Source organism: Pseudomonas sp. GM84 (assembly GCF_000282535.1).
Lineage (GTDB): Bacteria > Pseudomonadota > Gammaproteobacteria > Pseudomonadales > Pseudomonadaceae > Aquipseudomonas.
The window spans coordinates 1-21,366 of sequence record NZ_AKJC01000074.1 but is presented as its reverse complement, the minus strand read 5'-3'; the positions used below and the strand labels follow the sequence as shown (position 1 = coordinate 21,366).

The following is a 21,366-nucleotide window of genomic DNA, read 5'->3' as shown; positions in this document are numbered from 1 at the left end:
AGGTCGTTCATGCCATACCAGACGGCCACTTCGTCGGTCTCTGTTCAATGCCACCGGCAGGGTGCCAGACTGGCGAAAACAACGGCAGACCGGGCGTCCGCAGCCCCTCCCCTAATGGAGAGGGGCGACCCAGGAAGGGGCATGCTTACTCTTGAAGCTCAAGAGCCTGCCAGCCAGTACCGCAGGGCACGAGCCCAACGGTAGGCGGGATACCCAAAGCTGAGGAGAAAGACATGAGGCAGAAAGTCGTCGTCGCGGGCGTTGGCATGATTCCCTTCGTTAAGCCTGGCCAGAGCGACACCTATGTGGCAATGGGTGAACAGGCCGTTCGTCTGGCCCTGGCCGATGCCGGCGTTGGCTACGAGTCCATCCAGCAGGCCTACGCCGCCTACATCTACGGCGATTCCACCTGTGGCCAGCGCGTGCTCTACAACGTCGGCATGACCGGCATCCCGGTGATCAACGTCAACAACAACTGCTCCAGCGGCTCCACCGCCCTGTTCCTGGCCAACCAGGCCATCACCAGCGGCATGGTGGATATCGTGCTGGCCGTCGGCTTCGAGCAGATGGTCCCGGGTGCCTTGGGCAACACCTTCAGCGACCGGCCAGCGCCGCTGGACCTGTTCATGCAGCAGTGCGATGCGGCCTTGCCAGAGGCGGCGGGCATTCCTAACGCCTTGCGCCTGTTCGGTAGCGCCGGCCGGGAGCACATGAAGCGCTTTGGCACGCCGATGGAATCCTTCGCCAAGATCCGCGCCAAGGCCAGCCGGCATGCCGCGAACAACCCCAAAGCGGTGTTCCGCAAGGTTGTGACCACCGAAGAGGTGATGGCCGATCAAGTGATGTGGCCGGAAGTCATGACCCGGTTGATGGCCTGCCCTCCGACCTGTGGCGCTGCGGCGGTGGTGTTGTGCAGCGAAGCCTATGCCCGCAGGCATGGCCTGGACAGCACCGTGGTGATCGCCGGCCAGGCGCTGACCACCGATGGTGCGGAAACCTTCCAGTCCGGCGACCTGCGCGACCTGGCCGGTTTCTCCATGTCCCGTGCGGCGGCCCGACAGACCTATGAAATCGCCGGAATCGGCGCCGACGAGGTGGATGTGGTGGAGCTGCACGACTGCTTCGCCCATAACGAGCTGTTGACCTATGAGGCCCTGGGGCTGTGCCCGGAGGGCGGTGCGCAGAAGTTCATCGATGATGGCGACAACACCTACGGTGGCCGCTATGTGGTCAACCCCTCCGGTGGTCTGCTGTCCAAGGGGCACCCCATCGGCGCCACCGGCCTTGCCCAATGCACCGAACTGGTCCAGCAACTGCGTGGCCAGGCCGAGCAGCGGCAAGTCGAGGGTGCGCGCGTCGCGCTGCAGCACAACGTCGGTATCGGTGGGGCCTGCGTGGTCACGCTTTACCGCAAGAACTGAGGAAGGATCATGGATTTCACTCCCGATTCGAGCCTGGTCGCATTCCGCCAGGCAGTCAGGCGCTTTCTCGACGAGGACGTCCCGGCGGACCTAAAAGGGCTTCGCCGCGCTACCCGGTCACCGCGTGAACAGGTGATGCGCTGGCAGAAGATCCTCAACCAGCGCGGCTGGGGCGCGCCCTACTGGGCGAAGGAACATGGCGGCACCGGCTGGACCGTGCCGCAGATCCTGGCCTTCGACGATGAATGCAGTGCCGCAGGTACCCCGACCCAGGACGGCTTCGTGCACAAGTTGCTGGGGCCGGTGCTCAATGCCTTCGCCACCCCCGAGCAGAAGGCGCAGCACATGCCCGCCATCTTCGAGGGCGAGCGCCTCTGGTGCCAGGGCTTCTCGGAGCCTGGATCGGGCTCCGACCTGGCTTCGCTGCGTACCCGTGCGGTGCGCGATGGCGACCACTATGTGGTCAATGGCCAGAAAACCTGGACCAGCTACGCCCACCATGCCGATTGGATCTTCCTGCTGGTGCGCACCGACACGGACGTGAAGAAGCAGGCGGGTATCAGCTTCCTGCTGGTGGACATGAACACCCCGGGTATCACCGTGCGGCCGATCCGCAGCATCGACGATGCGCACCACCTCAACGAAACCTTCTTCGACAATGTCCGCGTGCCGGTGGAGAACCTGATCGGCGTGGAAGGGCAGGGCTGGAGCATCACCAAGTTCCTGCTCAACAACGAGCATGCCACGACCGCCGACCTGCCCGAGCTCAAGCGCTACATGCGCGAGCTGAAACTGTTTGCCTCGACCTTGCAGGCTGACGGCCAGCGTCTGTGCGAGCGCCCGGTATTCGCGCTGAAGCTGGCGCGCCTGGAGGCCGAGCTGCAGGCCCTGGAGATGCTGGTCCAGCGCGTGGCCCGCCTGGAGCAGGAGCACCGGCCAGAGTCCCACACCCTGGGCTCGATGCTGAAGATCCGCGCGACCGAGTTCCAGCAGCGCATCACCGAAGCCCAGGTGGAAGCCCTGGGGGATTATGGCGCGATCGCCTACCCGCATCCCCACGAACCGAACCTGCAACAGGGTTACCCCTTGCAGGCCCTGGCGACCGGTATCGCCAACGAAATGTTCTTCCGCCGAGCCTCCACCATCTATGGCGGCACCAGCGAAGTACAGCGCGGCATCATCGCCAAGCTGCTGTTCCAACTCTAAGGGCAGGAAACGGGTATGGATTTCGAGCTGACTTCGGAACAACAACTGCTGCAGGACAGCGTGCGACGCTATGTCGACAAGGCCTACAGCTTCGATTCGCGCATGGCCCTGCTGGGGGCCGGGAAGAACGGCAGCGCCGACAACTGGGGCATCTTCGCCGCCCAGGGCTGGTTGATGGCCGCCTTGCCAGAGGAATACGCAGGGCTCGGAGGCTCATTGCTGGAGACCGCCATCATCGCCCAGCAATTGGGGCGCGCCCTGGTGCTCGAGCCTTATGTGGGATGCGCGGTACTCGCCGCGCAGACACTGGCCGCTTGTGACAACACCGTGCACAAGGCCCGCTGGCTACCGCAACTGGCCGAAGGCGCATGCCGTATTGCCCTGGCCTACAGCGAGCCGGGCTCACGTGGCATGCCCGAGACCGTCGCCGTGCGCGCCGAGCGCAGCGGCGAAGGGTTCACCCTCAATGGCACCAAGACCCTGGTCATGGGGGCTGACGGTGCCCAGGCCTTCATCGTTTCGGCGCACGTCACCGGTACCGAGGGTGTCAGCCTGCTGTGGGTGAACGCCGACAGCGCCGGGTTGGTGCGCCAGTCACTGCCCCTGCACGACGGCACCTGGGTGCAGGAGCTGCGCCTGGAGGACGTCAAGGTGGGGGCTGACGCCCTGCTGACCGCTGAAGGGCAGGGCCTTGCTGCCCTGCGCCAAGGGCTTGCCCACGGCATCGTGGCGCTGTGTGCCGGGCTGGTCGGTGGCATGGAGAAGACCCTCGAAGTGACCGCCGAGTACCTCAAGGTCCGCCAGCAGTTCGGCGTGCCCATCGGTTCGTTCCAGGCGCTCCAGCACCGCATTGCCGACATGGCGGCGGAAACGGAGCTTGCCCGCTCGATGTTGCATGCGGCCCTGGCATCGGTGGCCAACGATAGCCCGTCGAACCGCGACAAGACCCTCTCCAGCGCCAAGATGCTGATCGGTCGCGCCGCGAAGTGGGTCTGTGCCCATGGCATCCAGCTGCACGGCGGCATCGGCATGACCGAGGAGTACCTGGTGGGCCACTACTACAAGCACGCCGTGGTCGCCGACCTGCTGCTGGGCAGCAGCGACAGCCACGAGGCCGCCTGTGCGGCCGCCCTGCAGGCCGAGCTGCTCGACTGAACGACAACAACAATTCCAGGGGGAGAGCAACATGAACAGCTTTGAGAACGTGGACGCGCTGCGGGGCTTGGTTGGCGAGGTGGTCGGCAGCAGCGACTGGGTGGCCATCGATCAGCAGCGTATCGATACCTTCGCCGAGGCCACCGGCGATCAGCAGTGGATTCACGTCGACCCGGAGCGCGCCGCCAAAGGCCCGTTCGGCAAGACGATCGCCCATGGCTTCCTGACCCTCAGCTTGCTGCCGACGTTCATGACCGATGCGTTCGAGGTGCGCAACGTGAAGATGGGCGTGAACTACGGCCTGAACAAGGTGCGTTTCGTCCAGCCGGTGCCGGTGGACAGCCGTCTGCGCGCGCACTTCAAGGTGCAGTCCTGGGAGCCGCTGGAGGGCAATGGTGCCCAGGTCACCTACGAGATGACCGTGGAAATCGAGCACGTCGCCAAGCCCGCCTGCGTGGCGGAATGCATCCTGCGTGTGTTCGGTTGAACGGCAGCGTGACAGGAGGCTGGCGCTGCCAGCCCATGGAGAAATGACCTGATGGCACAAGAACGCACTGGCCCTCTGAAGGGGCTGAGAATTCTGGAAATCGCAGGGCTCGGGCCTGCACCGTTCTGCGGCATGCTGCTCGCCGACCTGGGCGCGGATGTGGTGGTGGTGGATCGCCTGGCCGCAGGCGATGAGGACCTGGACCTTGGCAAGCACGCCGTGTGCAACCGGGGCAAACGCTCCATCGCCGTCGACCTGAAGAGCCAGGCAGGCATCGATACCGTGCTGGGCCTGGTGGAAAACTGCGATGCGCTGATCGAGGGCATGCGGCCCGGTGTGATGGAGCGCCTGGGCCTGGGCCCCGGCGTATGCCTGGCACGCAACCCGAAGCTGATCTACGGCCGCATGACCGGTTGGGGCCAGGCCGGCCCTATGGCCCAGGCTGCCGGTCATGATCTCAACTACATCGCGCTGTCCGGCGCGTTGTGGTGGTCAGGTCAGCCGGGCCAGGCGCCGATGGCCCCGCCGAGCCTGGTGGGCGACATCGGTGGCGGTTCGATGTACCTGGCGGTGGGCCTGCTGGCCGGCATCATGAACGCCCGGGCCACCGGCCAGGGCCAGGTGGTGGACGCCGCGATCGTCGATGGCAGCGCCCATATGCTGAACCTGATGCTGGGGCTCAAATCGGCAGGGCAGATGCACAACGAGCGTGGCACCAGCCTGCTGGACGGGCCGCATTGGTACCGCACCTATCGCTGTGCCGACGGCAAGTTCATTTCGGTGGGCTCGGTGGAGCCGCGCTTCTACAAACTGTTGCTGGACAAGCTCGGCCTGGCAGGTGACCCGGCCTATGCCAAGGGGCATGATCCACAGCTGTGGCCGAACCTGCACGAAGGCTTCGCCGAGCTGTTCGCCACCCGCACCCGCGAGCAATGGTGCGCGTTGCTCGAAGGCACCGATGCCTGCTTCGCGCCGGTGCTCGATCTCGACGAGGCGGCGCAGCATCCGCATATGGCGGCGCGGGGCGTGTACAGCCGGATCGATGGCGTGCTGCAGGCCAACCCGGCGCCGCGCTTTTCGGTGACCCAACCGGCAGCGCCAGGCGCCATACCGGCCCGCGGCCAGGATTCGGAGGCGGTGTTGCGCGATTGGTGCGCAAGGTGAGCGGTACGGGGCGTGTCAGCCGATTCGGCACCTTGAGCCGCCCCCTGATCCGGCCGTTCAACAGCGTCCGCGCCCGTGAGGGCGGGCCGCGACCGGTCATGACCTGGAAGGAACGTTGCATGAACAATAATAACTCGACGACCTTGCTCCATCGCTTCCTGCACTGGGAAGCCAACCGACCCGATGCGATCTACCTGACCCAGCCTGTGGCGGGTCAGGTCCATGAGTACAGCTGGCGCCAGGTGGGTGACCAGGCGCGACGGATGGCCACCTACCTGGCCGCGTTGCAACTGCCCGCCGGGAGCAGTATCGCCATCCTGGGCAAGAACAGCGCTCACTGGATCATGGCCGACCTGGCGATCTGGATGGCCGGTCATGTCTCCGTGCCGCTGTACCCGACGATGAATGCCGATACCCTGCGCTACATCGTCGATCATGCCGACATCCGCCTGCTGTTCCTCGGGCGGATGGAGCCCGGCAGCAGTATCCAGCAGATGCTGCCAGCCGAAGTGCCGGTCATTGCATTGCCGTTGGCGCCCGAGGGCGACTATCGGCAATGGGAGGAGGTGTGTGCCGCCAATGACCCGCTGCAGGATATCCTTCTGCCCGACCCCGATCAGTTGGCGACCATCATCTACACCTCGGGTACCACGGGTACGCCCAAAGGGGTGATGCACAGCTTCGGCAGCATGCATGCCTATGCTTCGCTGGCTGGCGGTGACTTCATCCAGCTGGGACCGGATGATCGCTTGCTGTCCTACCTGCCGCTGGCCCATGCCGCCGAGCGTTCCTCGGTAGAGTCCAATTCGCTCTGCCATGGCGTGCAGGTCTTCTTCAACGACACCCTGGAAACCTTCACCCAGGACCTGTGCCGCGCGCGGCCATCGATGTTCATCTCGATGCCCAGGCTCTGGACCAAGTTCTACCAGGCGATCTGCACACGCCTTCCGGCCGAGCAGCAGGCCTTGTTGGCCAGCCCGTGCGAAGCGGGTGCGGCACTGAGGAAACAGGTGCTGGTCATGCTGGGCCTGGACTGCACCCGCATTGCCTTTACCGGCTCGGCACCGCTGCCGCTGGAGATCGTCAACTGGTACCGCAACCTTGGCCTGGAGTTGTTGGAGGTCTACGGCATGTCCGAGAACTTCTGCTATTCCCACTACAGCCGGCCGGGCCAGGTGCGCGTGGGCTATGTCGGGCAGGCATTGCCCGGCGTGCGCTGTCGCCTGTCGGAGGACGGCGAAGTGCTCGTCGATTGCGCCACGCGGATGCTGGGCTATTACCGGCAACCGGCACTGACGGCCGAAAGCATGACCGCCGATGGCTACTTCAAGACCGGTGACCGTGGCGTGCTCGACGAGGAGGGGCGCCTGAAGATCACGGGGCGGGTGAAGGAGCTGTTCAAGACCGACAAGGGCAAGTACGTGGCGCCGGTGCCCATCGAGAACCGTATCGCACACCGCTGGGTCGAGGCGGTGTGCGTCACCGGGCCCGGGCAGCCTGCGCCCTTCGCGTTGCTCATGCTGTCGCCCGAGGGGCGTGACAGCCTGGCCGATACGCACGCGCGCCACCAGTTGCAGTGTGAGCTGGACACGTTGCGCGAGCGTCTCAACCTCGACCTCGAAGCCCATGAGCGGCTCGGCTACGTGGTCGTCGTGAACGACCTCTGGAGCATCGAGAACGGCTTCCTCACCCCAACCCTCAAGATCAAGCGTGACGTCATCGAAAGCCGTTACCTGGGGCAGGCCGGGCAATGGCTGGCATCAGGTCGCACCGTTATCTTCGAGTGAGTGTTCCCCTCCAGCGCCAAGACCGGGCTCGCCTGCGATTGCAGTGACGGGCCCGGTGTCGCCTCCGTTTCCAGACCTGGCAACGGCACCCCACCAGACCCCCTCTGGCCCCTCTAACGTGGGGGGGAATCGCCCACAGGGCTCACGTAACGTCGGTAGCCACTGGTGATCCATCGCACCAGCGACAACCCACGTATCACCTGAGCCAGGGCGACTGTGTTCGCACCGGCACTGCGACCCGAAGGAGCGACACACAATGAAAATTTGCATGCCCAGTGAAGAGCAACGCCTTGCCGTCGAGAGTTTTCGCAAGTTCCTCGATGCCGAAATCCGCCCCGTCGCACGCCGCTATGGCGACCAGCACATTCCCAAGGAGCGGATGCGTGAAATCACCCAGGGGATCGCCGAGTTCGGCCTGCCCGGGGTGAGCGTCGCCGAGGAGCATGGCGGCCTTGGCCTTGATCTGGTCACCGAGGCCATGCTGTTCGAAGAGCTGTGCGCCGTGTCCGTCGACATTGGCCTGTGCGTGATGATCAACAAGGGGATGGCGGTCACGCTGGCGGAATTGCCGGCATCGCAGGCCCATCTGCGCGAGCGTTACCTGCCGGACATCATGGCCGGGCGTACCTTTGGTGGTTTTTGCATCAGTGAACCGGACGTGGGCTCCAACGTGGCCGATATCAAGGCTACCGGCAAGCGCGATGGCGAGCATTTCATCATCAAGGGCGAGAAGACCTGGATCTCCAACGGGCACTACTCCGACTTCTTGATCACCACCGTGCGCACGGGTGAAAAGGCGCTGTCGCACATCCTCGTCGACCGCGAGGAGCACGGCTACGAGACGCGCAATATCGACAAGATCGCGCTCAATGGCCAGTCCACGGCCCAGGTGTTCTTCGACGGTGCACGGGTGCCCGCCAGCAACATGGTCTGGGAAGAAGGGTCGGGCCTGAAGAACACCATGAAGCTGTTCGAGAAGGCACGCGCCAATGTGGGCATGCTGTCCGTAGGTTTGATGCGTGCGTCGCTCGAAGCGTCGATCAGCTATGCCAAGGAGCGCCAGCAGTTCGGCAAGCCCATTGCCGCCCATCAACTGGTCGCTGCCAAGATCGCCGAAATGGCCACCCTGACCGACGCCGCACGGCTGATGTGCTTCCGGGCCTTCTCGATGATGGACGCCGGCATTCGCTGTGACGTGCAGTCGTCGATGGCCAAGTGGTTCGCCACCGAAATGGCCGTGAAGGTCTGCCGTGACGCGGTGCAGCTGCATGGCGGCAATGGCCTGACCAAGGAGTTCGATGTCGAGCGCCTGGCCCGGGAGGCCATCGTCATCCCGATTCCCGACGGTACCACCGAGATCCAGAAACTGATGATCTCCCGCGCGCTTACCGGCATCGGCGCATTCGTCTAAGCCCTCCAGGGCGCCCCCTCCCCACTGGCCATTTAGGGAGGGGCAATGCGGCGGCTGCTTGGATACAACAACCAGGCAAGTCCGCGTTCACGCAAGCCACAGGGCGTGTGCCCAGACCGGCGTGATGCGCTGACTTCGAACATCACAACCTTAGAAGGTGGAGACATGACCACACTGACAAAAATCCTGCTCGCGGCCAGCTTGATGGCGGCGCACACAGGCGTGCTCCATGCTGCGGTGTCTGATCAGGAGGCCAAGCAGTTGGGCGTCACCCTGACGCCGATCGGCGCCGAGATGGCAGGCAACAAGGATGGCAGCATTCCCGCGTACACCGGCGGATTGACCACGGCACCCGCCGGATTCGACAAGGGCAAAGGGGTGCGTCCGGATCCCTTCGCCAACGAGAAACCGCTGTTCTCCATCGATGCGAAAAACGCCGACGCGTACGCAGACAAGCTCAGCGATGGGCAAAAGGCGATGTTCAAGAAGCTCTCCGGTTTTCGTATGGACGTCTATCCGACTCACCGGACGGTCGTCTATCCCCAGGCCGTGCGTGAAAAAACCATGAAGAATGCCACGCAGGCCAAGCTGTCCGATACGGGCGATACCGCGGTGGGTGCCAGCGGCGGGATTCCCTTCCCGATCCCCAAGCAGGGCATCGAGGTCATGATCAATCACATCGCCCGCTACCAGGGACCGTCCTATGTGATTCCCAGGTATTCCGCCTACAACGTCGATGCGGCTGGCAAGCGTGTGCTCTCGACCCAAGGGGCCTGGACACTGGAAAGCCCGTTCTATAGCCAGAAAGAAGGCGAGCCCACCCTCTACAACCGCGCCCGGACCAACTACAGCGGCCCGGCCCGTCGGGCGGGCGAGGCGGTGATGACCTTCGAGAGCGTCGATGGCGAAAAACCCCGTCGCGCCTATCAGTACCTGCCAGGGCAACGTCGGGTACGCCTGGCGCCAGACCTGGCCTACGACACGCCAAACCCCAGTACTTCCGGCATGTCCACCATGGACGACGTCAACCTGTTCAACGGCCGCATGGACCGCTACGACTGGAAGCTGGTCGGCAAGAAAGAAATGTACGTGCCGTACAACACCTATCGCTTTACCTATGCCGCTGATCCTGACCAGGTGTTCGGCAACGCATTCATCAACCCGGACTTCGTGCGTTGGGAGCTCCATCGTGTCTGGGTGGTGGAAGCGACCTTGAAGCCGGGTGCGCGTCACATCTACTCCAAGCGCACCTTCTACGTCGACGAGGACAGCTGGGCGGTGCTTTCCAACGACCAGTACGACGGCCGTGGCCAGCTTTGGCGCCCAGGCTTCGCCTACCTGACAGCCCTGTACGATGCCGATGCGATCAACACCACGACCTCCGGGCATTACGATCTCATCGCGGGCACTTACTACATCAACATCTGGCCCAGCACCGGTGGCGTGGTGGTGTCCGACAACATGACTTCTGATTCTCGCTGGACACCGGACAGCCTTGCCGGGTCGGGCGTGCGCTAACGCAGGTCGGCTTGACCTGGGCGGAGCCGAAGGATTCGGCTCCGCTTTTTTTTTACTTGCTTGTGTCAGGGAGAGGGGCCGGCCTGAGCCGGCGGTGCTCAGAAACGTTCGATACGGGTCTTGCCGGCGGCCACCAGGCGTGCCAGCAGCGGGGCCGGCTGGAACCACATTTCGCCGTAGGCGCCAAGGGTCTGGCGGTAGTGCTCGATACCGCGCAATACCTTGTCCAGGCCGAGCTGTTCGGCATAGTGCATCGGCCCGCCCAGGTGGGCCGGGAAGCCGTAGCCATTGATCCACACCAGGTCGATATCGCTGGCGCGCAAGGCGATGCCTTCGTCCAGCAGCTGGATACCCTCGTTGATCAGCATGAACAGGCAGCGGTCGTGGATTTCCTGGGCATCGATCGGCCGTCGTGGAATGTGCAGCTCTCCCGCCAGGCGCTCGGCCAGGGCGATCACCTCGTAGTCTTCCTGCCGCTCGCGGTCGTCGTAGAGGTAGAAACCCCGGCCGGTCTTCTGGCCATACCGGCCCAGGGCGTAAAGTTCGTCGCCCAGGCGGCAGTAGCTGTCGTCGTGGTTGATTGCCGTGCGGTTGGCGTCGCGTACCAGGAAGTTCACGTCGATGCCGGCCAGGTCGAGCATGCTCAGCACCCCCATGTTCAGGTCCAGGCCCGTCAGCACGTTGTCGACCTGTGCGGGGCTGGCGCCTTCGAGTACCAGGCGGTGGGCTTCGCGCGCATAGGGCTCGAGCATGCGGTTGCCGATGAAGCCGAAGCACACGCCCGACACGACCGGAAGCTTGCCGATGGTGCGGCCCAGCTTCAGGGTGGTGGCCAGCACGTCCGCTGCGGTTTGCCGCCCGTTCACGACTTCCAGCAGGCGCATGACGTTGGCCGGGCTGAAGAAGTGCAGACCAATGACATCGTGCGGCCGTGAAGTCACGGCCGCGATCCGGTCGACGTCCAGGGATGAGGTGTTGGTGGCGAGGATGGCGCCTGGTTTGCACACTTCATCCAGGGTGCGGAACACCTCCTGCTTGATTTCCAGCTTTTCGAAGACGGCCTCGATCACCAGATCGACGTCTCGCAGGTCGGCGTAGTCCAAGGTGCCGGAGATCAGCGTCGTGCGCTGTTCGAGTTGCTCGGGTGCGAGTTTGCCGCGCTTTACGCTGTTGGCGTAGTTGCGGTTGATCTGCGCGATCCCCCGGTCGAGCGCATCTTGTTGACGCTCCAGGAGGATGACCGGGATACCGGCATTGGCGAAGTTCATGGCGATACCGCCGCCCATGGTGCCCGCGCCGATCACGGCCACCTTGCAGATGGGGCGTAGTGGCAGGTCGGCTTCGATCCAAGGCACCTTGGCTGCCTCGCGTTCGGCGAAGAAGACATGGCGCAGGGCAGCCGACTGGCGGGAATCTTCGGCTTGCTTGAACAGCACCTGTTCGTGGGCCAAGCCTTCGGTCAACGGCCACCGACACGCGGCTTGAAGGGCATCGAGCACAAGCCTGGGCGCCAGGCGGCTTTTCCAGCGAGGGGCATTGGCTTCGAGAAAATGCTCGAAGAAGTCATCGGGCAAGCCGCCTGCCGGGTCGGGGTAAGGCACATCCGGGCGAGCGGCTGCGCGGTCGCCAAGCAGCTCTCGGGCAAAGGCGCAGGCTTCGTCGAGCAGCGCGTCAGCATGCTTTGCGACGCGGTCAAGGATGCCCAGGCGCAGCGCGGTTTCACTGTTCACTGGCGTGCCGGCAAGGATGAGATCCAAGGCCTGCCTAGCGCCAATCAGGCGAGGTAGACGCTGGGTGCCGCCGGCACCGGGAAGCAGGCCGAGGTTGATTTCCGGCAGGCCGACACGTGTGCCTGGCTCGCCGATGCGGTAGCCGCAGGCCAGTGCCAGCTCCAACCCGCCACCCAGTGCGAGTTTACCGAGGGCCGCCACCAGGGGTTTGTCCATGCTGGTCAGGCGCTGCAGCAGGCCAGGCAGGTCGGGTGCCGCGCAGGAGGCCTGGGTGCCGAATTCGCTGATGTCCGCACCGGCACTGAACAGGCCGTTGGCGCCGTACAGCACGATGGCGCGAACCGCCGGATCGGCCTGCGCCTGCTCGCAGGCTTCCAGGAGGGCAGCCCGCAATGGCTGTCCCAGGGCGTTGACCGGCGGGCGGGCAAGGCCGATCAGGGCTAGCTCGGCGTCGACGTGGTAATGGATCAATGGGTTCATGATGGCTCCTGTGACTGGAACGATGGTTTACAAGGGCGCGGAGACTTCCGGAGCGTCCAGTAGACCCAATCTGGTTCATACAGGCGTCCTCCCTTAAGGGAGGGGGAGGGGGCATTTTTCGGGGGTTTGAGCTGCAAGATCTGCTTCCGAATCCACTGGCCTCATCGCCGGCAAGCCGGCTCCCACAGGTAGAGCACTGCTTTCATGGCCTGTGGTGTACCTGTGGGAGCCGGCTTGCCGGCGATGGGCACCGGACACAAGCGCTGCCCGGGATCTGAAAGTTTTTGATTTTTTTGAAAAAAACGCTTTACAGGTGTGTGTTCGATCTCTAATATGCGCCCCACACGACAGGCACATAGCTCAGTTGGTTAGAGCACCACCTTGACATGGTGGGGGTCGTTGGTTCGAGTCCAATTGTGCCTACCAAATCTCAGAAAGGGCGATCCGAAAGGATCGCCCTTTTTGTTTTTGCACTCTCTCCCCGTTACTACCCCTTGGTCACCTCCGGCGACGCACGTCCCGCTGCATATGCCTGACGGTGTGGCCGTGGATGCCGAGGCGCATTAGATCTGCCCCTGCTCAAAGACCCGGGGCACTATCGAGGTAGGTTTTGTGACGCTCTGATAGCACCCAGTGACACCGAGCCTTCGCGACCGATCAGGTGCGCGGGCTACTTGCTGTCTTGAAGACGGCCTGAAGCAACAACCCAAGCCGGCGCCAGTGAAGGCCAATATCGAGTTCGTACGGGAACAACGCTAGCGGGGCAGAGGTCTGGCGAAGGTGATGCGTTATGCGCCGACCACCGGGTAACAGGCATCCCCCCAAAGCGTCCTGGGGTTGTCGAGCATGAGCAGAATGATCAGTGGCACCAGCTTGCCCAGCAGCTTGGTGCAGTCGCGCAGTTGCGAGCGATTGACGCTGCCATCCCAGGTTGCACCGCCATGCATCAGCTGGTTGCGCAGGGTATAGATGCGGTTGAACATCACCCCCAGCACCTTTGCCGTATCGCGTTCAGCCAGCGCCTGGTGGGCAGCGCGCTTGCCGCCGCGCAAGCGTTGCTCCCACTCGGCCTGGGTGATCTTGCCGTTCTGGAATTCCCAGAAGCTCTGGAACACGAAGGGGTTGTCCAGCAAGGCACGAATGCTGCCAGGGAACTCGGACCACACCAGCTTCTCGATGAGGTGCTCGGTGTCGAGCAGGCAGAGCTTTTGCAGGAAGGCCTTGAAGGCCTCTTGTTCGGACAACCGATGATGTTCATCGATGTCGGTGGCATAGGCGGCGTTGAAAGCGATCCAGAGGAAAATGAAGCGACCATCCACGTCTTCAGCCTGCTCGGCGCGATGCAGCCAGCTCAGCGCTCGGTGAACGCGCAGCGCAAGGTTCGGGTGATGTGCGTCGCGTTCGTTGCGGTGGCGAGTCTTGAGCGACTGATAGTCCATATTCCTGGGGTTCCTAAGGCCGGGAGAGCGTGCGCGCAGGGCGCTTTGTGGCCATAGGCTATCATTAAAGGTTCAGTCGCGTGGGTGGCAAAAGAACTGGGTCAGCCGCGCCCTCATGATTTCCGCGCGGGTGGCCGGCCGGGTTTGAAGTTCGCTGTTGCAGACCGGGCAGCGGAAGAACCAGTCGATGTTCACCTGCAGCGCGTCGCTGGCTGGGATAGTGGTGCGCTGCCAATGACAGTCCGGGCAGATGAAGGTGCGGGGCCGAGGCGGTATAGGCATATAGGGTCTCCACGGTTTACGTGGGGTGACTGTGCCTTGAGAGGACGACAGATGGTGTCGCCCTGTCGCGGGGGCTGCTTTGCAGCCCATCGCCGGCAAGCCGGCTCCCACAGGGACCGCGTGAGCATCGAGGGTTGCTCTTTTACTGTGGGGGCCGGCTTGCCGGCGATGGGCCGCAGAGCGGCCCCGGTACGGCGTTCGACCGGGACAGGGCTGTTGCAAGGTGTAACGTATGGTCGCGGTCCTGGCCATGGGCCGTCATGCTAGAATCCGCCCCTTCGAATCTGGAGGTACACGCGTGCGCAAACTGGCAGTGGTAATGGCAGTGCTGGCCCTGGTTGGCTGTGAGAACGAGGTCGAAGGTGTGCACAAGCAGGTCGCCGAGCACTTGCACAACCCCAAGACCGCCAAGTTCGGCAACGTGCGGATCGACACCAAAGGCACCATCTGCGGTCAAGTACGGGGCAAGGACGAGGCCGGGCAGTACGAAGCCTATCGCAGCTACGTAGCCATCAAGGGTGACGATGGCCAGTACCAGATCATCGTCGACGACAATGGCGATAACCTGCGCATCCGTGAACTGTGCGGCGGTGCCGACCTGCAGCGCCGTGCCGAGGCACTGGCCGACCAGCCGGCGCCGGAAGGTTGGGATGTGGAGGTGGTCCAGGGCGCGAACATGGGCGCATTGAGCGACATGACCGCGCGGCTGATCGAGAAGGGCATACCGTCCTCGGTCGAATACCGCGATGGCAAGCCGGTGGTGCTCATGGGGCCGTTCCCGACCCGGGAAGAGGCGCAGGCGCGCAAGGCCGAAGTCATGGCCAAGCTGGGTACTGATTCGGTCGTCATCCAGCATGGTGCCCAACGCTGACCCCGCGGCTCTGGGAAAGGCACCCTGTCATCTACCTGCCGAGCCGGCTATGCTTGCGTTGGGAGATGGCCGAACGGGGAGAGCCTCATGTCTACACTGGAGCGGGCCATCGTTGTGGCCGCCAGAGCGCATGAAGGGCAATACGACAAGGGTGGCGCAGCGTATATCCTTCACCCGTTGCGGGTGATGATGCGGGTTTCCACGCCTGAACAGCGGATCGTCGCTGTGCTGCACGATGTCATTGAAGATACGCCGCTTACACTGTCCGATCTTGCGCGCGAAGGGTTCGCGCTCAAGATTCTCGCCGCCTTGCTCGCCTTGAGCCGGCGACAGGGCGAAAGCTACGAGGATTTCGTGGTGCGCCTGGGTGTCGACCCGTTGGCCCGCACCGTGAAGCTGGCGGACCTGGCGGACAACAGCGACCTCTCACGTATCCCGTGTCCCGGCCCCGCCGACCTGGCGCGGCTGGCCCGTTACCGGGAAGCCAGCGCCTACCTGCAGACGCTGGCCTGAGCCTCAGGCACAGGCGCGCTCAGTCTTCCTTGGGCACCGTCCAGAAAATCTGCACGCCGCCATCGTCGCGGTGGGCGAGGGTGACGTTGTCGTTTTCGGCGATTTCCTCGAGCAGGGTTTCCCAGTCGTCCGGCGACTCGTGCGCCAGGCGGAAGATCAGCGCGGCGCGGCTGCGTTGGGCGGTGGGACTGTTGATGATCTTCTGGATACGCACACCCAGTTGTTCATAGCTGCTCGGCGTTGCGGAAGCGGTACTGGCCACGGGGATTTTCCTTGTTTTGCTGTATGCGCATACAGTATTTCACTGCCGTTATTTTCGCAACAGCGTGTCAGGCAAAAAGCCACCGTCGGTAGCGGCAGGGCCGGTGCGCTTGGCACACCGGCCCTTGGGCCTGCTTCGATCAGTATTCCCAGAAGATACGCTGCAGCTCCTTGCTGTCCTGGGTCTTGGTCATCGCAACCATCGCCAGGATGCGCGCTTTCTGCGGGTTCAGGTCATGGGCCACGACCCAATCGTTCTTGTCATCCGGTTGCTCGGCGTTGCGCAGCACGAAACCGCCCTGGTTGACGTGGGATGAACGAATGATCTGCACGCCGTTCTTGCGCAGCTCCTGCAGTGCCGGCACCACGCGCGACGACACCGAGCCATTGCCGGTACCGGCATGGATCAGCGCCTTGGCGCCGTTCTGCGCCAGCGCCTTGTAGGCCGTGTCGGTCACGTTGCCGTAGCCATAGGCGATGTCCACCTGCGGCAGGCTGCTGATCTGCTTGATGTCGAACTCGGAGTTGACCGTGTGACGCTTGGCGGGCAGGCGGAAGTAGTAGGACTTGCCTTCCACCACCATGCCCAGCGGCCCCCAGGCGCTCTTGAAGGCTTCGGTCTTGATGTTGATCGACTTGCTCACATCGCGCCCGGACTGGATCTCGTCGTTCATGGTCACCAGCACGCCCTTGCCGCGCGAGTCCTTGTCGCTGGCCACGGCCACGGCGTTGTACAGGTTGAGCATGCCGTCGGCGGACATGGCGGTGCCGGGGCGCATGGAGCCGACCACGACGATCGGCTTGTCGGTCTTTTCCACCAGGTTGAGGAAGTAGGCGGTTTCTTCCAGGGTGTCGGTACCGTGGGTGATGACGATGCCGTCCACGTCGTTGCTGTCGGCCAGTTCGGCCACGCGCTTGCCCAGCTTGAGCAGGTCGTCGTTGGTGATGCTCTCGGAGGCGATCTGCATCACCTGCTCGCCACGGACATTGGCCAGGTCGGCCAGCTCCGGTACGCCGGCGATCAGTTTATCCACGCCAAGCTTGGCGGCCTGGTAGGTGGCGCTGTTGGCAGCGCTGGCGCCAGCGCCGGCAATGGTGCCGCCCGTGGCAAGGATCACCACGTTGGCCAGCTTCTGCTGGTTTTCAACTTCCTTGGCCGACGCTGTGGCTGGCAGGATCAGCAACAGGGCGAGGGCGCTGGGGGCGAAGGTCTTGAGTGCAACATTCATGGTTATTGTTCTCTTCCTAATGAGCTTGTTTGCTGTGTCGCAAAGCATGCAAGGCAGTTTTCGTACCAGCAGGGTCTAATCTGCCCTTATTACCGGCCCCACAAGGCTTTAGTGCGGCGGTTGATTGCCCTCGCGTTCGGGGCTCCGAACAAGCATAGGAAAAGCTGTTCGGTTTTTCGTAGAAATCCCCGATAATCTGCGCTACGAGCGGCTTGGGCTGGAAAGCGAAACGGATTTGACAAAAGCGGATCCTGTTTCCATAGTTACTCAACGCAAACGTTTGCGATCCGATAAAAATCACAAGATTCGGAGTTACCTGACATGAAGCTGCCGTTCCCCGGTCGCCTGCTGGCGCTCGCCGTCATTTCTTCGCTGTCCCTCGCCCTGCCTTTTTCTGCAGCCCACGCAGAAGACAAGCCCAAGGTTGCCCTGGTGATGAAGTCCCTGGCCAATGAGTTCTTCCGCACCATGGAAGACGGCGCCAAGGCCTACCAGAAAGAACACGCCGACGACTTCGAGCTGGTGGCCAACGGCATCAAGGACGAGACCGACACCGGTAACCAGATCCGCATCGTCGAGCAGATGATCGCCACCGGCGCCAAGGCGCTGATCATTGCCCCGGCCGACTCCAAGGCCCTGGTGCCCGTGGTCAAGAAAGCCATGGACGCCGGCATCACGGTGGTCAACATCGACAACCGCCTCGACCCCGACGTGCTCAAGAGCAAAGGCATCAGCGTGCCCTTCGTCGGCCCCGACAACCGCAAGGGCGCGCGCCTGGTAGGCGATTACCTGGTCAAGGAAAAACTCAAGGCCGGGGATCAGGTCGGCATCATCGAAGGCGTACCGACCACCACCAACGCCCAGCAACGCACCGCAGGCTTCAAGGACGCCATGGAAGCCGCGCAGATCAAGATCGTCTCGGTGCAGTCCGGCAACTGGGAGATCGACAAGGGCAATGCCGTCGCGGCGTCGATGCTCAATGAATACCCTGACCTCAAGGCCCTGCTGGCCGGCAACGACAGCATGGCCCTGGGCGCTGTCTCGGCAGTGCGCGCCGCCGGCAAGACCGGCCAGGTGCAAGTGGTCGGCTACGACAACATCAACGCCATCAAACCGATGCTCAAGGACGGCCGCGTACTCGCCACCCTCGACCAGGCTGCCAGCGAGCAAGCCGTCTTCGGGATCCAGGCGGCGCTGAAGATGCTCAAGGGAGAAAAACCGGATGTGGATGCCGACAATGTCATCCAGACCCCGGTCACGCTGATCACTCAGCCTTGACGCCCAGGAGAAACGGCCATGTCGACGGCCAATGAAGGGGTACTGACCGCCACCGGCCTGGGCAAAAGCTATGCCCAGCCTGTGCTCGGCGATGTCAGCCTGACCCTGCGCGCCGGCGAGGTGCTGGCCCTGACCGGTGAAAACGGCGCGGGCAAGAGCACCCTGTCCAAGCTCTTCAGCGGCCTGGAGACGCCCACAACCGGGCACATGACCTATCGCGGCCAGGCCTACTCACCCGCCAGCCGCAGCGATGCCGAACGTCTGGGGGTGCGCATGGTGATGCAGGAGCTCAACCTCCTGCCGACCCTGACCGTGGCCGAGAATCTGTTCCTCGACAACCTGCCCAGCCGTTTCGGCTGGATCAGCCGCAAGCGCCTGCGCCAACTGGCCACGGCCGCCATGGCCCAAGTCGGCCTGGATGCCATCGACCCGGACACCCCGGTCGGCGAGCTGGGCATCGGCCATCAGCAGATGGTCGAGATCGCGCGCAACCTGATCGGCGACTGCCATGTGCTGATCTTCGACGAACCCACGGCCATGCTCACTGCGCGCGAGGTGGAGTTGCTGTTCGTGCAGATCGAACGCTTGCGCCAGCGCGGCGTGGCCATCGTCTACATCTCCCATCGGCTCGAAGAATTGCAGCGTGTTGCCCAGCGCATCGTCGTGCTGCGCGACGGCAAGCTGGTATGCGACGAACCGATCCAACGTTACAGCAGCACCGAGCTGGTCAACCTGATGGTCGGCCGCGAGCTGGGCGAGCACATCGACCTGGGCCGCCGCACGATCGGTGCGCCGTTGCTCAAGGTCGAGCACCTGTGCCGCGGCGACAAGGTGCGTGACGTGTCGCTGGAGGTCAGGGCAGGGGAGATCTTTGGTATCTCGGGCCTGATCGGCGCCGGGCGCACCGAGCTGCTGCGGCTGATCTTCGGTGCCGACCGCGCCGACAGTGGCAGCATCGCCCTGGGTCAGCCGCCCAGGCCAGTGACCATCGACTCGCCCAAGGCGGCGGTCAAGGCCGGCATCGCCCTGATCACCGAGGACCGCAAAGGCGAAGGCTTGCTGTTGTCACAGTCGATCAGCGCCAACATCGCCTTGGGCAACCTTGGCGCCGTGTCCCGTGCCGGCGTGCTCGATGGCGACGCCGAGCGGGCCCTTGCCGAACGGCAGATTGCCGCCATGCGCATCCGCAGTGCCGGTGCTGCCCAGGCGGTTGGCGAGCTGTCGGGCGGTAACCAGCAGAAAGTGGTGATCGGCCGCTGGCTGGAGCGCGACTGCCAGGTGCTGCTGTTCGACGAGCCGACCCGCGGCATCGACGTGGGCGCCAAGTTCGACATCTACGGCCTGCTGGCCGAACTGGCACGCCAAGGCAAAGCGCTGGTGGTGGTGTCCAGCGACCTGCGCGAGCTGATGCTGATCTGTGACCGCATCGCCGTGCTCAGCGCCGGTCGCCTGATCGACACCTTCGATCGCGACCATTGGAGCCAGGACCAGCTGCTCGCTGCCGCCTTCGCCGGCTATCAGAAACGTGACGCCCTGCTGCACGATGCAGCGCCCAGGATGGATGCATGAAGACCCCACCTCTCGAAACGACAGACAGCACGGCCGCGCGCCGTAGCGGCACCTACTTCGGCCTGGGTACCTATCTGGGCCTGGCCGGCGCCTTGTTGGCGATGATCGTGCTGTTCTCGCTGCTCAGCAGCCACTTCTGGTCCTACGCCACCTTCAGCACCCTGGCCAATCAGATACCCGACCTGATGGTGTTGGCCGTGGGCATGACCTTCGTGCTGATCATCGGCGGCATCGACCTGTCGGTCGGCTCGGTGCTCGCGCTGGCGGCGTCCACGGTCAGCGTGGCGATCCTCGGCTGGGGCTGGGGCGTGCTGCCGGCCGCCGTGCTCGGCATGGCCGTGGCAGCCCTGGCAGGCAGTGTCACGGGCGCGGTCACCGTGGCCTGGCGCATCCCCTCGTTCATCGTCTCGCTCGGGGTGCTGGAGATGGCCCGGGGCCTGGCCTACCAGTTCACCGACTCGCGCACCGCCTACATCGGCGATGCCTATGCCTGGTTCTCCAACCCGATCGCCTTTGGCATCTCGCCGGCCTTCATCATCGCCCTGCTGGTGATCGTCCTCGCCCAGTTGGTGTTGACCCGCACGGTGTTCGGCCGCTACCTGATCGGCATCGGCACCAATGAAGAGGCCGTGCGCCTGACCGGCATCGACCCGCGCCCTTACAAGGTGCTGGTGTTCGCCCTGATGGGGCTGCTGGCGGGCCTGGCCGCACTGTTCCAGATTTCCCGGCTGGAGGCCGCTGACCCCAATGCCGGCGCCGGGCTCGAACTGCAGGTAATTGCCGCCGTGGTCATCGGTGGCACCAGCCTGATGGGCGGGCGCGGCTCGGTCATCAGTACCTTCTTCGGTGTGCTGATCATCTCGGTACTGGCCGCAGGCCTTGCCCAGATCGGCGCATCGGAACCCACCAAACGCATCATCACCGGGGCGGTCATCGTCATCGCCGTGGTGCTCGACACTTATCGCAGCCGGCGCGCGAGCCGGCGGAACTGAAAACATGGCAACCATCAAAGACGTCGCCGCACTCGCGGGTATTTCCTACACCACCGTGTCCCATGTACTGAACAAGACCCGCCCGGTCAGCGAACAGGTGCGGCTCAAGGTCGAGGCGGCCATCGTCGAACTCGACTACGTACCCAGCGCCGTTGCGCGGTCGCTCAAGGCGCGCAGCACGGCCACCATCGGTTTGCTCGTGCCCAATAGCGTCAACCCCTATTTCGCCGAGCTGGCACGGGGTATCGAGGATGCCTGTGAGCGCAATGGCTACTGTGTGATCCTGTGCAACTCCGACGACAACCCGCAAAAACAACGCAGCTATCTGCGCGTGCTGCTGGAAAAGCGCATCGATGGCCTGGTGGTGGCGTCGGTGGGCGAAGACAGCGACTTGCTGCAGAGCCTGGCCAACGTGCGCACGCCAATGGTCATCGTCGACCGCGAACTGGAAGGCGTGGATGCCGACCTGGTGCGTATCGACCATGAACACGGCGCTTACCTGGCCACCTGCCACTTGCTGGAACTGGGCCACCGCGATATCGCCTATATCGGCGGTCCTGCCGAGGTGCGCCG

19 protein-coding genes and 1 tRNA gene are annotated in these 21,366 nt (G+C 63.7%); 15 read left to right on the top strand and 5 right to left on the bottom strand.

Translation table 11 applies throughout. The annotated features are described in order from the left end of the window. Nucleotides 1-233: 233 nt before the first annotated feature. From PMI38_RS04740 to PMI38_RS04705, 8 genes are all read left to right on the top strand, one after another. Complete coding sequence (locus tag PMI38_RS04740) at nucleotides 234-1,421, top strand: lipid-transfer protein (protein WP_008091299.1); 1,188 nt, start codon at nucleotides 234-236, stop codon at nucleotides 1,419-1,421. Between the two features lie 9 nt (nucleotides 1,422-1,430). Continuing rightward, complete coding sequence (locus PMI38_RS04735; protein WP_008091296.1) at nucleotides 1,431-2,627, top strand: acyl-CoA dehydrogenase family protein; 1,197 nt, start codon at nucleotides 1,431-1,433, stop codon at nucleotides 2,625-2,627. Nucleotides 2,628-2,642: 15 nt separating this feature from the next. Then, nucleotides 2,643-3,782, top strand: a complete 1,140-nt coding sequence (locus tag PMI38_RS04730; protein WP_008091294.1) for an acyl-CoA dehydrogenase family protein — start codon at nucleotides 2,643-2,645, stop codon at nucleotides 3,780-3,782. A gap of 31 nt (nucleotides 3,783-3,813) precedes the next feature. Next, nucleotides 3,814-4,269 carry a MaoC family dehydratase gene (locus PMI38_RS04725; protein ID WP_008091292.1) on the top strand — a complete coding sequence of 152 codons (456 nt, stop codon included), beginning with the start codon at nucleotides 3,814-3,816 and terminating at the stop codon, nucleotides 4,267-4,269. A gap of 51 nt (nucleotides 4,270-4,320) precedes the next feature. Then, entirely contained in the window at nucleotides 4,321-5,433 is a 1,113-nt protein-coding gene (locus tag PMI38_RS04720) for a CaiB/BaiF CoA transferase family protein (RefSeq protein ID WP_008091291.1), read from the top strand. A gap of 119 nt (nucleotides 5,434-5,552) precedes the next feature. Next, a complete protein-coding gene (locus tag PMI38_RS04715) occupies nucleotides 5,553-7,220 on the top strand; it encodes an AMP-binding protein (protein ID WP_008091290.1) in 1,668 nt (555 codons plus the stop codon). A 256-nt stretch (nucleotides 7,221-7,476) separates the two neighbouring features. Next, a complete protein-coding gene (locus tag PMI38_RS04710; RefSeq protein WP_008091288.1) occupies nucleotides 7,477-8,631 on the top strand; it encodes an acyl-CoA dehydrogenase family protein in 1,155 nt (384 codons plus the stop codon). 165 nt (nucleotides 8,632-8,796) lie between these two features. After that, nucleotides 8,797-10,149 carry a DUF1329 domain-containing protein gene (locus tag PMI38_RS04705; protein ID WP_043273045.1) on the top strand — a complete coding sequence of 451 codons (1,353 nt, stop codon included), beginning with the start codon at nucleotides 8,797-8,799 and terminating at the stop codon, nucleotides 10,147-10,149. A 98-nt stretch (nucleotides 10,150-10,247) separates the two neighbouring features. On the opposite strand, the gene PMI38_RS04700 is transcribed toward PMI38_RS04705, so the two are convergent. After that, nucleotides 10,248-12,359 carry a 3-hydroxyacyl-CoA dehydrogenase NAD-binding domain-containing protein gene (locus PMI38_RS04700; protein WP_008091284.1) on the bottom strand — a complete coding sequence of 704 codons (2,112 nt, stop codon included), beginning with the start codon at nucleotides 12,357-12,359 and terminating at the stop codon, nucleotides 10,248-10,250. Nucleotides 12,360-12,708: 349 nt separating this feature from the next. Between PMI38_RS04700 and PMI38_RS04695 the strand changes: the two genes are divergently transcribed. Continuing rightward, nucleotides 12,709-12,785, top strand: a tRNA-Val gene (locus PMI38_RS04695). A 362-nt stretch (nucleotides 12,786-13,147) separates the two neighbouring features. Here the strand turns inward: PMI38_RS04695 and PMI38_RS04690 are convergent. Both PMI38_RS04690 and PMI38_RS04685 read right to left on the bottom strand, forming a co-directional pair. Further along, a complete protein-coding gene (locus PMI38_RS04690) occupies nucleotides 13,148-13,798 on the bottom strand; it encodes a HEPN domain-containing protein (RefSeq protein WP_008091282.1) in 651 nt (216 codons plus the stop codon). 72 nt (nucleotides 13,799-13,870) lie between these two features. Beyond that, on the bottom strand, nucleotides 13,871-14,080 hold the full coding sequence (locus tag PMI38_RS04685) for a hypothetical protein (protein ID WP_008091280.1): 210 nt from the start codon (nucleotides 14,078-14,080) through the stop codon (nucleotides 13,871-13,873). Nucleotides 14,081-14,378: 298 nt separating this feature from the next. Here PMI38_RS04685 and PMI38_RS04680 point away from each other — a divergent pair, with 298 nt between their 5' ends. Together PMI38_RS04680 and PMI38_RS04675 are read left to right on the top strand one after the other, a co-directional pair. Then, entirely contained in the window at nucleotides 14,379-14,951 is a 573-nt protein-coding gene (locus PMI38_RS04680) for an SPOR domain-containing protein (protein WP_008091277.1), read from the top strand. A gap of 87 nt (nucleotides 14,952-15,038) precedes the next feature. After that, on the top strand, nucleotides 15,039-15,464 hold the full coding sequence (locus PMI38_RS04675; protein ID WP_008091275.1) for a hypothetical protein: 426 nt from the start codon (nucleotides 15,039-15,041) through the stop codon (nucleotides 15,462-15,464). A gap of 19 nt (nucleotides 15,465-15,483) precedes the next feature. Here the strand turns inward: PMI38_RS04675 and PMI38_RS04670 are convergent, their stop codons facing one another. Then, nucleotides 15,484-15,726, bottom strand: a complete 243-nt coding sequence (locus PMI38_RS04670; protein ID WP_008091274.1) for a DUF1654 domain-containing protein — start codon at nucleotides 15,724-15,726, stop codon at nucleotides 15,484-15,486. Between the two features lie 139 nt (nucleotides 15,727-15,865). Continuing rightward, nucleotides 15,866-16,954: an asparaginase gene (locus PMI38_RS04665; protein ID WP_008091271.1), complete on the bottom strand. Its 1,089-nt coding sequence runs from the start codon at nucleotides 16,952-16,954 to the stop codon at nucleotides 15,866-15,868. Nucleotides 16,955-17,275: 321 nt separating this feature from the next. Between PMI38_RS04665 and PMI38_RS04660 the strand changes: the two genes are divergently transcribed. The 4 genes from PMI38_RS04660 to PMI38_RS04645 form a co-directional block, all read left to right on the top strand. Further along, complete coding sequence (locus PMI38_RS04660) at nucleotides 17,276-18,232, top strand: sugar ABC transporter substrate-binding protein (RefSeq protein WP_008091270.1); 957 nt, start codon at nucleotides 17,276-17,278, stop codon at nucleotides 18,230-18,232. An 18-nt stretch (nucleotides 18,233-18,250) separates the two neighbouring features. Next, complete coding sequence (locus PMI38_RS04655) at nucleotides 18,251-19,801, top strand: sugar ABC transporter ATP-binding protein (RefSeq protein ID WP_008091268.1); 1,551 nt, start codon at nucleotides 18,251-18,253, stop codon at nucleotides 19,799-19,801. Beyond that, nucleotides 19,798-20,793, top strand: coding sequence for an ABC transporter permease (locus PMI38_RS04650; protein ID WP_008091267.1), 996 nt, complete (start codon nucleotides 19,798-19,800; stop codon nucleotides 20,791-20,793). Before PMI38_RS04655 ends, PMI38_RS04650 begins: the two co-directional genes overlap by 4 nt. 4 nt (nucleotides 20,794-20,797) lie before the next feature. Beyond that, nucleotides 20,798-21,366 (top strand): LacI family DNA-binding transcriptional regulator (locus PMI38_RS04645; RefSeq protein ID WP_008091264.1); only part of this gene is annotated, 569 nt, incomplete at its 3' end.